13 protein-coding genes are annotated in these 12,551 nt (G+C 59.6%); 7 read left to right on the top strand and 6 right to left on the bottom strand.

The features are described 5' to 3' along the window. The first annotated feature begins 7 nt into the window (after positions 1 to 7). Together gyrB and yidA are read left to right on the top strand one after the other, a co-directional pair. Entirely contained in the window at positions 8 to 2,422 is a 2,415-nt protein-coding gene (gyrB, locus tag N6G83_RS30305; RefSeq protein ID WP_025304759.1) for a DNA topoisomerase (ATP-hydrolyzing) subunit B, read from the top strand. 126 nt (positions 2,423 to 2,548) lie between these two features. Continuing rightward, entirely contained in the window at positions 2,549 to 3,364 is an 816-nt protein-coding gene (gene yidA, locus N6G83_RS30300) for a sugar-phosphatase (RefSeq protein ID WP_025304760.1), read from the top strand. A gap of 26 nt (positions 3,365 to 3,390) precedes the next feature. Here the strand turns inward: yidA and N6G83_RS30295 are convergent, their stop codons facing one another. After that, positions 3,391 to 4,332, bottom strand: coding sequence for an ornithine cyclodeaminase family protein (locus N6G83_RS30295; RefSeq protein ID WP_025304761.1), 942 nt, complete (start codon positions 4,330 to 4,332; stop codon positions 3,391 to 3,393). Further along, positions 4,319 to 5,287, bottom strand: a complete 969-nt coding sequence (locus N6G83_RS30290) for a threonine/serine dehydratase (protein ID WP_089181466.1) — start codon at positions 5,285 to 5,287, stop codon at positions 4,319 to 4,321. The genes N6G83_RS30295 and N6G83_RS30290 overlap by 14 nt, the downstream gene beginning before the upstream one ends. 36 nt (positions 5,288 to 5,323) lie before the next feature. On the opposite strand from N6G83_RS30290, the gene N6G83_RS30285 reads away from it, so the two are divergent. Together N6G83_RS30285 and N6G83_RS30280 are read left to right on the top strand one after the other, a co-directional pair. Next, the gene (locus N6G83_RS30285; RefSeq protein WP_144334736.1) at positions 5,324 to 5,725 is read left to right on the top strand and encodes a hypothetical protein; all 402 of its coding nucleotides are present in this window, start codon (positions 5,324 to 5,326) and stop codon (positions 5,723 to 5,725) included. 38 nt (positions 5,726 to 5,763) lie between these two features. Then, positions 5,764 to 7,044 (top strand): DUF3748 domain-containing protein, encoded by a 1,281-nt coding sequence (locus N6G83_RS30280; RefSeq protein ID WP_049204656.1) that lies wholly within the window; start codon positions 5,764 to 5,766, stop codon positions 7,042 to 7,044. 30 nt (positions 7,045 to 7,074) lie between these two features. Here the strand turns inward: N6G83_RS30280 and N6G83_RS30275 are convergent, their stop codons facing one another. Then, a complete protein-coding gene (locus N6G83_RS30275; protein ID WP_016929593.1) occupies positions 7,075 to 7,422 on the bottom strand; it encodes a YceK/YidQ family lipoprotein in 348 nt (115 codons plus the stop codon). A gap of 309 nt (positions 7,423 to 7,731) precedes the next feature. Here N6G83_RS30275 and ibpA point away from each other — a divergent pair, with 309 nt between their 5' ends. The 3 genes from ibpA (at position 7,732) to N6G83_RS30260 (ending at position 10,506) form a co-directional block, all read left to right on the top strand. Then, positions 7,732 to 8,145: a small heat shock chaperone IbpA gene (ibpA, locus tag N6G83_RS30270; RefSeq protein ID WP_004933919.1), complete on the top strand. Its 414-nt coding sequence runs from the start codon at positions 7,732 to 7,734 to the stop codon at positions 8,143 to 8,145. A gap of 106 nt (positions 8,146 to 8,251) precedes the next feature. Beyond that, entirely contained in the window at positions 8,252 to 8,680 is a 429-nt protein-coding gene (gene ibpB / locus N6G83_RS30265; RefSeq protein WP_004933922.1) for a small heat shock chaperone IbpB, read from the top strand. A gap of 167 nt (positions 8,681 to 8,847) precedes the next feature. Beyond that, positions 8,848 to 10,506, top strand: coding sequence for a putative transporter (locus N6G83_RS30260; protein WP_025304765.1), 1,659 nt, complete (start codon positions 8,848 to 8,850; stop codon positions 10,504 to 10,506). A gap of 10 nt (positions 10,507 to 10,516) precedes the next feature. Here the strand turns inward: N6G83_RS30260 and N6G83_RS30255 are convergent, their stop codons facing one another. From N6G83_RS30255 to N6G83_RS30245, 3 genes are all read right to left on the bottom strand, one after another. Then, on the bottom strand, positions 10,517 to 10,897 hold the full coding sequence (locus N6G83_RS30255) for a type II toxin-antitoxin system VapC family toxin (protein ID WP_025304766.1): 381 nt from the start codon (positions 10,895 to 10,897) through the stop codon (positions 10,517 to 10,519). Further along, entirely contained in the window at positions 10,897 to 11,118 is a 222-nt protein-coding gene (locus tag N6G83_RS30250; protein ID WP_025304767.1) for a ribbon-helix-helix domain-containing protein, read from the bottom strand. Before N6G83_RS30250 ends, N6G83_RS30255 begins: the two co-directional genes overlap by 1 nt. Positions 11,119 to 11,192: 74 nt before the next feature. After that, positions 11,193 to 12,443, bottom strand: a complete 1,251-nt coding sequence (locus N6G83_RS30245; protein WP_260516022.1) for a valine--pyruvate transaminase — start codon at positions 12,441 to 12,443, stop codon at positions 11,193 to 11,195. Between the last annotated feature and the right edge of the window lie 108 nt (positions 12,444 to 12,551).

Raw genomic sequence — 12,551 nt, 5'->3', positions numbered from 1 at the left:
AACGTTGATGTCGAATTCTTATGACTCCTCAAGTATCAAGGTATTAAAAGGGCTGGATGCGGTGCGCAAGCGCCCGGGCATGTATATCGGCGATACCGATGACGGCACCGGTCTGCACCACATGGTATTCGAGGTTGTGGACAACGCTATCGACGAAGCGCTCGCGGGCCACTGTAGTGACATTCAGGTCACCATCCATGCCGACAACTCGGTATCGGTGCAGGATGACGGCCGCGGCATTCCGACCGGCATTCACCCTGAAGAAGGGGTTTCAGCCGCAGAGGTCATCATGACCGTGCTGCACGCCGGCGGTAAATTCGACGACAACTCCTATAAAGTTTCCGGCGGCCTGCACGGCGTGGGCGTCTCGGTGGTTAACGCCCTGTCGGAGAAACTGGAGCTGGTGATCCGCCGCGAAGGCAAAGTGCACGAACAAACTTACAGCCACGGCGAGCCGCAGGCGCCGCTGAACGTGGTGGGCGAAACCGAGCAGACCGGCACCATGGTGCGCTTCTGGCCGAGCCACCAGACCTTCACCAATGTGACCGAATTCGAGTATGACATTCTGGCCAAGCGTCTGCGCGAGCTGTCCTTCCTCAACTCCGGCGTGTCTATCCGCCTGAAGGACAAGCGTACCGACCGTGAAGACCACTTCCATTACGAAGGCGGCATCAAGGCGTTTGTCGAGTACCTGAACAAGAACAAAACCCCGATCCACCCGAACGTGTTCTACTTCTCGACCGTGAAAGACGATATCGGCGTGGAAGTGGCGCTGCAGTGGAACGATGGTTTCCAGGAAAACATCTACTGCTTCACCAACAACATCCCGCAGCGCGACGGCGGCACGCACCTGGTCGGTTTCCGTACCGCGATGACCCGTACGCTGAACAGCTACATGGAGAAGGAAGGCTACAGCAAGAAGGCCAAGGTCAGCGCCACCGGCGATGACGCACGTGAAGGCCTGATCGCCGTGGTCTCGGTGAAGGTGCCGGATCCGAAGTTCTCTTCTCAGACCAAGGACAAGCTGGTCTCTTCCGAGGTGAAAACCGCGGTTGAAACGCTGATGAACGAGAAGCTGGTGGATTACCTGATGGAGAATCCAGGCGACGCGAAAATCGTGGTCGGCAAAATCATCGACGCGGCGCGCGCGCGCGAAGCGGCGCGTAAAGCGCGTGAGATGACCCGCCGCAAAGGCGCACTGGATCTGGCCGGCCTGCCGGGCAAGCTGGCGGACTGCCAGGAACGCGACCCGGCGTTGTCCGAACTGTACCTGGTGGAAGGGGACTCCGCGGGCGGCTCTGCCAAGCAGGGGCGCAACCGCAAGAACCAGGCTATCTTGCCGCTGAAGGGGAAAATCCTCAACGTCGAGAAAGCGCGTTTCGACAAAATGCTCTCCTCGCAGGAAGTGGCGACGCTGATCACCGCGCTGGGTTGCGGCATCGGCCGCGACGAGTACAGCCCGGACAAGCTGCGTTATCACAGCATCATTATCATGACCGATGCCGACGTCGACGGTTCGCACATCCGTACGCTGCTGTTGACCTTCTTCTATCGCCAGATGCCGGAAATCATCGAGCGTGGCCACGTGTTCATCGCACAGCCGCCGCTGTACAAGGTGAAGAAAGGTAAGCAAGAGCAGTACATCAAAGATGACGAGGCGATGGATCAGTACCAGATCGCTATTGCGATGGACGGCGCTACGCTGCACACCAATGCCAGCGCACCGGCGCTGGGTGGCGAACAGCTGGAAAAACTGGTGGCTGAGCACTATGGCGTGCAGAAGCTGATCGGCCGCATGGAGCGCCGCTACCCGCGCGCGCTGCTGAACAGCCTGATCTATCAGCCGACGCTGAACGAAGGCGATCTCAGCGATGAAGCCAAGGTGAAAACCTGGATTGCTTCGCTGGTGCAGGCGCTGAACGACAAAGAGCAGCACGGCAGCAGCTATGACTTCGTTATCTTCGAGAACCGCGAGCGCCAGATGTTCGAGCCGGCGCTGCGCATCCGCACCCACGGCGTGGATACCGACTATAAGCTGGACTTCGACTTCATCCACGGCGGCGAATACCGCAAGATCTGTCAGCTGGGCGAGAAGCTGCGCGGGCTGGTCGAAGAGGGCGCGTTCATCGAGCGCGGCGAACGCCGCCAGCCGGTAGACAGCTTCGAGCAGGCGCTGGAGTGGCTGGTGAAAGAGTCGCGCCGCGGCCTGTCGGTGCAGCGTTATAAAGGTCTGGGCGAGATGAACCCGGAGCAGCTGTGGGAAACCACCATGGATCCTGAAAGCCGCCGTATGCTGCGCGTGACCGTCAAGGATGCCATCGCTGCCGATCAGCTGTTCACCACGCTGATGGGCGATGCGGTTGAACCGCGCCGCGCCTTTATCGAAGAAAACGCCCTGAAAGCGGCGAACATCGATATCTGATGCGTTAATGGCTGTGAAAATCCGCGCCGGGCGACCCGCGCGGATTTTTTTTGCGCCTTTTTTGGCGCTGACAGCCGAGGCTGAAACGCGTTAGCATGGGGAAAAAACCACTGGGAGAAGCGTTGAATGGCTATTGAACTGATTGCGATCGACATGGACGGCACGTTGCTGGATCCGCAGCACCAAATCACGCCGGCGGTAAAGCAGGCTATCGCGGCGGCGCGGCGCAAAGGGGTGCACGTGGTGTTGGCCACCGGGCGGCCTTATGTCGGCGTGCAGGATTATCTGCGCCAGTTGGACATTCAGGGCCCCGGCGATTTCTGTATCACCTATAACGGCGCGCTGGTGCTGCGTGCGGTTGACGGCGCCTGCATTCTGCAAGAAACGCTGGGCTTTGAGGATTATCTGCACTTTGAGCAGATGGCGCGCGAGTTCGGCGTTCACTACCAGGCGTTTGATTTCGATACCCTGTATACCCCGAACAAGGATATCGGCAAGTACACCATACACGAGGCGGAAATGACCGGTATTCCGCTGAAATACCGCAGCGTGGAAGAGATGGATCGCCAGATGCGTTTCCCTAAAGTGATGATGATCGACGAGCCGGAGCTGTTGGACCGCGCTATCGCGCGCATCCCGGCGGAAACGCGCGAGCGTTATACCATCCTGAAAAGCGCGCCTTATTTCCTCGAGATCCTGCACAAGAACGTCGATAAGGGCGCCGGGGTGAGAATGCTGGCCGAGCATTTGGGCGTGGCGCGGGAAAACATCATGACGCTGGGGGATCAGGCCAACGATACGGCGATGATCGAATATGCCGGCGTCGGCGTAGCGATGGGCAACGCCATTCCCGAACTGAAAGCGGTGGCGCAGTTTGTCACCAGCGCCAATACAGAGGACGGCGTGGCGCGCGCTATCGAGAAGTTCGTGCTCAACGCCTGATAACGCGTGGGCGCTGCGGCGCCCCTTTATACTTTCGCCAACACCCCTTTGGCGATCTGCAGATCCTGAATCGCCAAGCCGGTGAGATCGGCGATGGTGATGTGCTGCGGCTCGCGTCGTACCCGCCCTCCCTGCGCCAAGACGGCGCCCATTTCGACGATTGGCGTTGAAATCAGCCTGTTTTGCCGATAAGCCGTCGCGATCTCGCCATAGTCCGCGCACTGCGTCAGGGCATCGACCAGCAGCGCGTCTGCGTTGGCCACCAAATCGGTCGCCAGTTCCTGCTTGCCGGGCGCGTCGGCGCCCACGGCGGTGATGTGCGTGCCGGGCCGAATATCCGCCGCCTGCAATATCGGTTCGCGGCTGGGCGTGGTAGTCACGATCAGCCGACAGTGCGCTGCCAGTTCCGCCGCATTCTGCGTAACCCGCACCCGAAAACCCTCGGCTTCGGCATCGCGCCGATACGCCGCCAGCGCCTGTTCGTCTCGTCCCCACACCCATACGTCTCGGCAATCGGTCACCGGTTTCAGGCATTGCAGCTGCAGCCGCGCCTGCAGACCCGTGCCGACCATGCCGATCGCCTGAATATGCGGCGGCGCGCACAGCTCGGCGGCGATGCGGCCGGCCAGGGCGGTGCGCAACGCGGTCAGCCAACCTTCATCCTGCAGCAGCGCCTGCGGTTCGCCGGTCTGGGCGGAGAACGCCATCACCAGCCCCTGATTGCTCGGCAGGCCGTGTTCGGCGTTGCGATAGAAACCGGCGGAGATCTTGACCACGAACAGTTCGTCACCTTCCAGCCAGGCGGACTTGATGCAGCAGTCGCCGGCGGCACGCTCGAACAGGAAATGCTGCACCGGCGGTTGTTGCACTCGCTGTTGCGAGTAGGCGATAAAACCCTGCTTCAGCAGCGGCGTTATGGTCTCGGCGTCGAACGCGGCGAGGATTTGCTGCCGATTAAGGATGTGCATCGGCGATGGCCTTGAGGTATTTCTCCAGCACGATGTTCTTGCCGCACAGTACCACCGCCACCTTTTTACCCTGGTATTCCGGCGCCAGTTTGATCGCCGCCGCCAGCGCCACGCCGGCCGCGCCTTCGATAATCCAGCGATCGCTGGCGGCTATCCGGCGCATCGCGTGTTTGATCTCTGCCTCGCTAACCAGCACTTTGCGGTCGATCAGCTGTTGGCACAGCGGAAAGGTCACGGCGCCCGGCTCGACGCCGCCGGCGGTGCCGTCGGACAGGGTTTCTTGCTCTTCCACCGGGAAGATATGGCCCGCTTCCAACGCGCTGTACAGGCTGGTGGCGTTTTCCGGCCAGCAGGCGATAAGCTGCGTGTTCGGCGACAGTTGCCGCAGAACGGTGCCGATGCCGGCGATATAACCCCCGCCGCCGACCGCCACGAACACCGCGTCCAGATCGGTGAGTTGTTCAACCAGCTCCATGCCGCAGGTGCCCTGGCCGGCGATCACCTGCTCGTCGTTATACGGCGAGATATAGGTTTTTCCCTGTTCGCGTGCGGCCTGTTCCCCCGCCAGTTCGGCGTTCAGCGCATCGCCCGGCACCAATTCCACGGTGCCGCCCAGTGCACGAATGGTGTCGAGCTTGATGCTCGCGGCCGTCTCTGGCGCATAAACTGTGACGCCAACCCCCATCAGGTACCCCGCCAGGGCGACCGCTTGGCCGTGGTTGCCGGTTGAGGCGGCGATCACGCCGCGCCGGCGTTGCTCGTTATCCAGCAGCCGCAGCTTGTTGCTGGCGCCGCGAAATTTAAAGGAGCCGGTGTGCTGCAGATGATCGCATTTCAAATACAGCTCGCAGCCCAATTGCTGAGAAAGCAGTACGCTGCGCTCCAATGGCGTGACCCGAACCTGAGGGCGCAGTTGCTGATGGGCAGAAACAATGGCATCGAAGAGGGGATTCATACCGGCTCCAGAATATTTTGGACTTAAAAATCCATATTGTACTTTTTTGTATTGATTGTAAACCCTGCCATCCGACCGGCGGGTAAGCCGGCCAGCAAACGGCAATGGCCGGAGAAGAGCATCGGGTTGGCGGTGAAAGTAATCATTAACCTGTCGTTTAGCGACACGATTTTTTATTTATTTGCGTTAAGAAAGGCGCTGCCGCTGAATTATTTTGATCAAGTAAATGAGAATGAAAAAATAGCGCTCGCGGCATCTGCCTATACGGCATGGGCACCGCTGAGTTTCGCTGCCTGGAATACGGCCGCCTACCCGGGCGTTTATTTCCTGCCGGCGCCGCCGAGCGGCTTAAATGATAAGACGCTGAAAAATAATTGCGCCAAAATGCCCCCGAGCGCCTCTCGCTGGCCATATGAAACGCTGCCGCCGATCCGGTAAGATGGCCGTTCAGTGCTAGCATGCGCAGGAGAGCCGCCATGAGCCATCGGGAAAAACAACTGACTTTCGACCCACGCGGGCATCAGTTAACCAATATCAACGTCTGGACGCCGGATAGCCAATGGCTGGCTTATGACGTGCGCCCGCGCGGCGCCTCTTTCACCGGCCTTAGCATCGAGCGGGTCAACGTCACCAGCGGCGCGGTGGAAGTGGTTTATCGCGCCCAGCACGGCGCACACGTCGGCGTGGTCACGGTCAGCCCCGATGCGCCGGCGCGTTACGTCTTCATCCACGGCCCGGAACACCCGGACAGCGCCTGGCAGTATGATTTTCATCACCGCCGCGGGGTGATCGTCAGCGAACCGGATCGCGAGTTGGCCATTACCCTCGACGCGCTGGATATCACGGCGCCCTACACGCCCGGCGCGCTGCGCGGCGGCAGCCATGTGCACGTTTTCAGCCCGGACGGCAGCCGCCTCAGCTTTACCTACAACGATCACGTGATGCATGAATGCGATCCGGCGCGCGATCTGCGCAACGTCGGCGTGGCTGTGCCGCTTCACGGGGTCAATCCGCCGAAACAGCATCCCCGTGAATATGACGGCAGCCACTATTGCGTGCTGGTCAGCGAGACCGTGCCGCAGCCGCAGCCGGGCAGCGATCAGATCAATCGCGCCTACGAAGAGGGCTGGATTGGCCGCGAAGGTTACCGTAAGGCCGACGGCCGCCGGCAGCGCTGGGCGCTGGCGTTCATTGGCGATACGTTGTCCGCCGCCGGAGAGAAACTGCCGGAGGTGTTTATTGTCGACCTGCCGGAGAACGACGCCGATTACGCCAGGGCGGGCGCTTTGCCGCTGCAGGGGACGGAAAGCGAGCTGCCGGCGCCGCCGCTTGGCGTCAGGCAGCGGCGGGTAACCTTTACCGGTGAACGCCGTTTTCCGGGCGTCGCCGGTGCGCCGCGCCATTGGCTGCGCAGCTCGCCGGACGGCAGCCAAATCGCATTTTTGATGAAGGATGACGGCGGCGTGGTACAGCTGTGGACGGTGTCGCCGAACGGCGGTGAGCCGCGCCAGGTCAGCCGCGCCGAGCATGACATCCAGTCGGCGTTCAGCTGGCACCCGCAGGGCGGGGCGATAGCCCTGGTGTGTGACAACAGCGTGATGCTGTGTGAGGTCGCCAGCGGCCGCCTGCAGCGTTTAACGCAGCGCAGCCTGCAGCCGCCGTCGGGAGATGCCGTGGTGTTTTCGCCGGATGGCAAGAAAGTGGCGTTTATGCGCGAGATTGCCGGATTCAACCAGATCTTTGTGGTTGAGGCGTAAGGCGGGCCTGATGGCCCGCTGCGTGCGTGATTAGTGTGTGGCGGTGCTGTCGTTGCCTTCGCCGGGGTTGCCGGTTGCCGCCAGATTCTGCTGCTCGCTGCGCAGGATGCGCGCTTTTGGCGAGTCTGCGGTGGCGTCATTGCCTGAACGCAGATAGTCGTAAGGCAGCAGCACGGTATCCATCACTGCGGAGAACGGGAGATCCAGCGCCACCAGCGGCATCATCGCCCAGCTGGTGTTGTCGTCCTTCAGCATGTCCACGCTGGCGCGGGTGCCGGGATAGTAACCCTGATTCGGGCCGGTATGGCTCATCACGCTGGAGCAACCGCTGGTCGCCAACAACATGCAGCCCGTCGCTATCGCTTTCATCGTCGTCATTAATCCATCCTGCAGGGTTGCTGTGCCCCTAAATTAAGCTGATTTATAACATCCTGTTGCTGCTTTAAAAGAAGCAAAATCCCGCTCTGTGGCGGCTCTCTCACTTTAGTGTAAGTGGTAAAAAAACTTTCACCTAACCGAAAAGCGCTTTTTTTGATCCTCGCCCGTTGAATTGATGAAATCAACCCCCATTTTATCATCAGAGCCGGATTGAGAATTTGCCGTAAGGGAATTCTGGCTTAATTAGCCTGTCCAGAATGGAAGGCGTATTTATTTCAACCTCGCTGAAGTGCCTTAGGAGGCTGTTTTATGCGTAATTTCGATCTTTCTCCGCTATACCGTTCCGCCATTGGTTTCGATCGCCTGTTCAACGCGCTGGAGGCCGGCCAGAGCCAGGGCAACGGCGGTTATCCCCCTTATAATGTCGAGCTGGTGGACGAAAATCATTATCGCATCGCCATTGCGGTAGCCGGGTTTGCCGAGCAGGAGCTGGAGATCACCACGCAAGATAATCTGCTGATCGTGCGCGGTGCGCACAATAACGAACCGGCAGAAAAAACCTATTTATATCAGGGCATCGCTGAGCGTAATTTCGAGCGTAAATTCCAGCTGGCTGAACATATTCAAATTAAAGGCGCCAAACTGGAAAACGGCCTGCTGTATATCGATATGCAGCGCATCGTGCCGGAAACATTAAAACCGCGCCGTATCGAAATTAAATAATTCCCTTTTCGCCGGCAGGAACGCTGTCGGCAAATATGCAGTAACAATCCGCCTGCCGTCAGGGGGCTGAATAAACACATCTCGCTTAATGAAAGGAGTTGTTCCTATGCGTAATTACGATCTATCCCCGCTTCTGCGTCAATGGATTGGTTTTGATAAATTGGCCAGTTCAATGGGCGGCCAGGAACCCCAGGGGTTCCCGCCGTATAACATCGAGAAAAGCGATGACAATCACTACCGTATTTCTCTGGCGCTGGCCGGTTTCCGGCAGAGCGAACTGAATATCGAAGTGGAAGGGCCGCGGCTGACCGTCAGCGGTAAACCCACGCCGCCGGAAAAACAGGTCGAGTACCTGCATCAGGGGTTGGTGTGCAAAGAGTTCCAGCTGACCTTCACTCTGGCGGAACACCTGCAGGTATCCGAGGCCAAATTTGAAAATGGCCTGTTGCACATCGATCTGGTGCGTCAGGTTCCGGAAGCCTTGCAGCCTCAGCGCATTGCCATCGGCGCGACGCCGGAGCTGGAAGCCAAATAACCGACTGAAAAACGGTCATCATCATGCGGGGGAGATCCAGACGGATCTCCCCCGTTGCGTTATGTGGCGCACGCCACAGTCCCCCCGTCTGCCCGATGCCATAATCCTTGTTAATTGTGTGTCTTTGTCCGCAAATCCCATGTTCAACTTTGGCAAGGATGTGACCTATGAGCGATATCGCCCTGACCGTCAGCATGTTGGCGTTGGCGGCCGTCATTGGGCTGTGGATGGGGAACTGGAAGCTGTACGGCGTCGGGCTGGGCATCGGCGGCGTGCTGTTCGGCGGTATCCTGGTCGGGCACTTTGCCCAGAGCGGGCAAATCAGCCTGAACGGGGACATGCTGCACTTTATCCAGGAGTTTGGCCTGATCCTGTTCGTCTACACCATCGGCATCCAGGTCGGCCCCGGTTTCTTCTCTTCGCTGCGCGTCTCCGGTCTGCGCCTCAATGCCTTCGCGGTGCTGCTGGTGCTGACCGGCGGTGTCGTGGCGGCGGCGGTGCACAAGCTGTTCGACGTGCCGCTGCCGATCATCCTCGGCGTGTTCTCCGGCGCGGTCACCAACACCCCGGCGTTGGGCGCCGGTCAACAAATCCTGACCGATCTCGGTTCCGATCCGGCGTTGGTGGACGGCATGGGGATGGGCTACGCCATGGCCTACCCGTTCGGCATTTGCGGCATCTTGCTGGTGATGTGGCTGATCCGATTGGTTTTCCGCATCAACATCGAGCGCGAGGCGCAGGCGTTTGAAAACAGCCTGGGCAATCAGCGTGAGCTGCTGCACACCATCAACGTGGCGGTGCGCAATCCCAACCTGCAGGGCATGGCGATTAAGCAGGTGCCGTTGCTCAACGGTGAAGCGATCGTCTGTTCGCGCCTCAAGCGCGGAGAGCTGCTGATGGTGCCGGCGCCACACGAGCGGCTGGAACTTGGTGACTACCTGCATCTGGTGGGCAAGCGTGAAGATCTGGAGAACGCCCGGCTGGTGATAGGCGAAGAGGTGGACGCCTCGCTGTCGACGCGCGGCACCGCGCTGCAGGTGGTGAGGGCGGTGGTGACCAACGAGCAGGTGCTGGGCAAGAAAATCCGCGATCTGAACCTGAAGCAGAAGTATGACGTGGTAATTTCACGCCTCAACCGCGCCGGCGTCGAGCTGGTGGCCGGCAGCAACGTGACGCTGCAGTTTGGCGACATTCTCAACCTGGTCGGCCGGCCGGAGGCCATCGACGCGGTGACGGCAATCGTCGGCAACGCCCAACAAAAACTGCAGCAGGTGCAGATGCTGCCGGTCTTTATCGGCATCGGTCTCGGGGTGCTGCTGGGCTCCATTCCGCTGTTCGTGCCCGGCTTCCCGGCGGCATTGCGGCTGGGGCTGGCCGGCGGGCCGTTGGTGGCGGCGCTGATCCTGGGGCGCATCGGCAGTATCGGCAAGCTGTATTGGTTTATGCCGCCGAGCGCCAACCTGGCGCTGCGCGAACTGGGCATCGTGCTGTTTCTGGCGGTGGTCGGTTTGAAATCGGGCGGCAATTTTATCGATACGTTGCTGCACGGCGAGGGGCTGACATGGATTGGTTATGGTGCGTTAATCACCGCCATTCCGCTGCTGAGCGTCGGTATTCTGGCACGCACGGTGGGCAAGATGAACTACCTGACGCTGTCCGGCATGCTGGCGGGATCGATGACCGATCCGCCGGCGCTGGCCTTCGCCAACGGTCTGCATCCCACCAGCGGCGCCGCCGCGCTGTCTTACGCCACCGTGTATCCGTTGGCGATGTTCCTGCGCATCATGTCGCCGCAGCTGCTGGCGGTGCTGTTCTGGACGCTGTAGTGCGGATCGTCTACAGCCGATAAGGCATCAACACGCCATTGTCAGTGCCGAAATCTTTGGGGTTGCGGGAGATGAGCATCCGGAATCCCACCTGCGCTGTGGCCCAGATAATGGCGTCTGGCAGTTTCACATGCTGTGAGTGGCGCAGTTCTACGGCGCGTTCAGCGACTTCATCGGTAATAGGCAGCAGCAGAAATTGCCCTAAAAACTGACGTGTTTTCAGCTCCAGTGCCGGACCCTGTTTTTTAGCACCTACCATCACTTCCATCCAGGTGATGGCGCTGATGGCCGGATTGATGTGATACTCGACCAGAACGTCCCTGGCTTGAGGAATGCCGTTGAGATAATCGATCAGGATATTGGTGTCGAATAACGCCCGTTGAGCCACCATTATTCCCACTCCTCGCGCTGACGATTTTCGTACTCCACGCCATCTCCCATCGCCCCGGACCAGAGCCCGAAAGCGTTGCTGGGATCTTCCACGTGGTTCTCCGTCAGATAGCGGGAGACTGCTTGACGAATGATCTCGGCCCGCGGAACGTGGCGGATATTTTTCAGATTATCGAGCTGCCGCAGGTCTTCTTCAGGTAAATCGATCACGATGCGAGTCATCGTTGGCCCTCCAAAAAAAGATATACGATATATGCATCGTATATCTTTGTCGGTCAATTTTCAATCAGTCGGCGTTAGCCTTTCTGATGTGCGCGCTCGATCTCTTCCGCCAGAATAGCCACGCCGCGCTCGATTTTCTCCGGATCGGGCACGTAGTTCATGCGCATGCACTGGTGGGTGTGCGGCCATTCATGCTCCAACCCCGGGAAGAAGTAGTGGCCCGGCACCATCAGCACGCCGCGCTTTTTCAGGCGCTGATAAAGCACTTCGGTGGTGATCGGCAGATCCTTGAACCACAGCCAGAGGAAGATAGCCCCTTCCGGTTTGTGGATCAGGCAGCGCTCCGGCGACAGGTAGCGGCGAATAATCTCGATGGTGTGCTCGACGCGCTGTTTGTAGAACGGGCGAATGACCTCGTTCGACAGGCGCAGCAGATCGCCGCGCGCGATCATTTCCGTCGCCATCGCCGGCCCCATGCTGCCTGGCGACAGGCTGATGATGCCGTTCATGTTGGTTAGCGCGGTGATCACCTTCTCGTCGGCGATCACGATGCCGCAGCGCGAGCCCGGCAGGCCGAGCTTGGACAGGCTCATGCACAGGATGGTGTTCGGGTTCCACAGCGGCGTGGCGTCGCTGAAGATGATGCCGGGGAACGGCACGCCGTAGGCGTTGTCGATCACCAGCGGAATATCACGCTGCTGCGCCAGCAGGTCGAGCTTCATCAGCTCTTCGTCGGTGATCACGTTGCCGGTCGGGTTGGTCGGCCGTGAAACGCAGATCATGCCGATGTCATCGCCGATGGTGAGATGTTCGAAATCGACGTGATACTTGAACTGGCCGTCCGGCAGCAGCTCGATGTTCGGTTTGGCGGAGACGAACAGCCCTTCGTCCAGCCCGGCGTCGGCATAGCCGATATATTCCGGCGCCAATGGGAACAGCACGCGGCGGCGCGAACCGTCGGCGTAGCGGCCGGCGAACAGGTTGAACAAGTAGAAAAACGCGCTTTGGCTGCCGTTAGTCAGTGCAATATTCTGTGGCGAAATCTCCCAGCCGAGCTCGTCGCGCAGCAGACTGGCCAGCGCTTTCAGCAGCGCGTCCTTGCCTTGCGGGCCGTCGTAGTTGCACAGCGCCTCGGTCAGTTTGCCCTGGTCGAGCATCTCCTGGCACAGCTGTGTGAAGTAGGCTTCCATCTCTGGGATCTGCGCCGGATTGCCGCCGCCGAGCATGATGGCACCGGGGGTGCGCAGGCCTTCGTTCAGGTCGTCCATCAAACGGGTAATGCCCGCATAACGGGTAAATTTTTCGCCGAAAAGTGAGAAAGTCATAGGTGCAGCAGTACTGTTTCTTAGCAGGTAATCACCCACCATACCGCCAGACAAATCCCGCTGCAATGCGGCCGACAAATCGGCCAATGGGCACAAACTTCGCTCATT

The organism is Serratia sp. PL7 (assembly GCF_945957435.1).
This window is presented reverse-complemented; position numbering and strand designations above follow the sequence as displayed.

What these genes read in the sequence shown, in the direction of transcription:
- N6G83_RS30250 (WP_025304767.1), bottom strand. Translation starts at nt 11,118, where the DNA reads ATGACTCGCATCGTGATCGATTTACCTGAAGAAGACCTGCGGCAGCTC.
- N6G83_RS30245 (WP_260516022.1), bottom strand. Translation starts at nt 12,443, where the DNA reads ATGACTTTCTCACTTTTCGGCGAAAAATTTACCCGTTATGCGGGCATT.
- N6G83_RS30290 (WP_089181466.1), bottom strand. Translation starts at nt 5,287, where the DNA reads ATGAATCCCCTCTTCGATGCCATTGTTTCTGCCCATCAGCAACTGCGC.
- N6G83_RS30275 (WP_016929593.1), bottom strand. Translation starts at nt 7,422, where the DNA reads ATGACGACGATGAAAGCGATAGCGACGGGCTGCATGTTGTTGGCGACC.
- N6G83_RS30295 (WP_025304761.1), bottom strand. Translation starts at nt 4,332, where the DNA reads ATGCACATCCTTAATCGGCAGCAAATCCTCGCCGCGTTCGACGCCGAG.
- N6G83_RS30255 (WP_025304766.1), bottom strand. Translation starts at nt 10,897, where the DNA reads ATGGTGGCTCAACGGGCGTTATTCGACACCAATATCCTGATCGATTAT.
- N6G83_RS30280 (WP_049204656.1), top strand. Translation starts at nt 5,764, where the DNA reads ATGAGCCATCGGGAAAAACAACTGACTTTCGACCCACGCGGGCATCAG.
- ibpA (WP_004933919.1), top strand. Translation starts at nt 7,732, where the DNA reads ATGCGTAATTTCGATCTTTCTCCGCTATACCGTTCCGCCATTGGTTTC.
- yidA (WP_025304760.1), top strand. Translation starts at nt 2,549, where the DNA reads ATGGCTATTGAACTGATTGCGATCGACATGGACGGCACGTTGCTGGAT.
- ibpB (WP_004933922.1), top strand. Translation starts at nt 8,252, where the DNA reads ATGCGTAATTACGATCTATCCCCGCTTCTGCGTCAATGGATTGGTTTT.
- gyrB (WP_025304759.1), top strand. Translation starts at nt 8, where the DNA reads ATGTCGAATTCTTATGACTCCTCAAGTATCAAGGTATTAAAAGGGCTG.
- N6G83_RS30260 (WP_025304765.1), top strand. Translation starts at nt 8,848, where the DNA reads ATGAGCGATATCGCCCTGACCGTCAGCATGTTGGCGTTGGCGGCCGTC.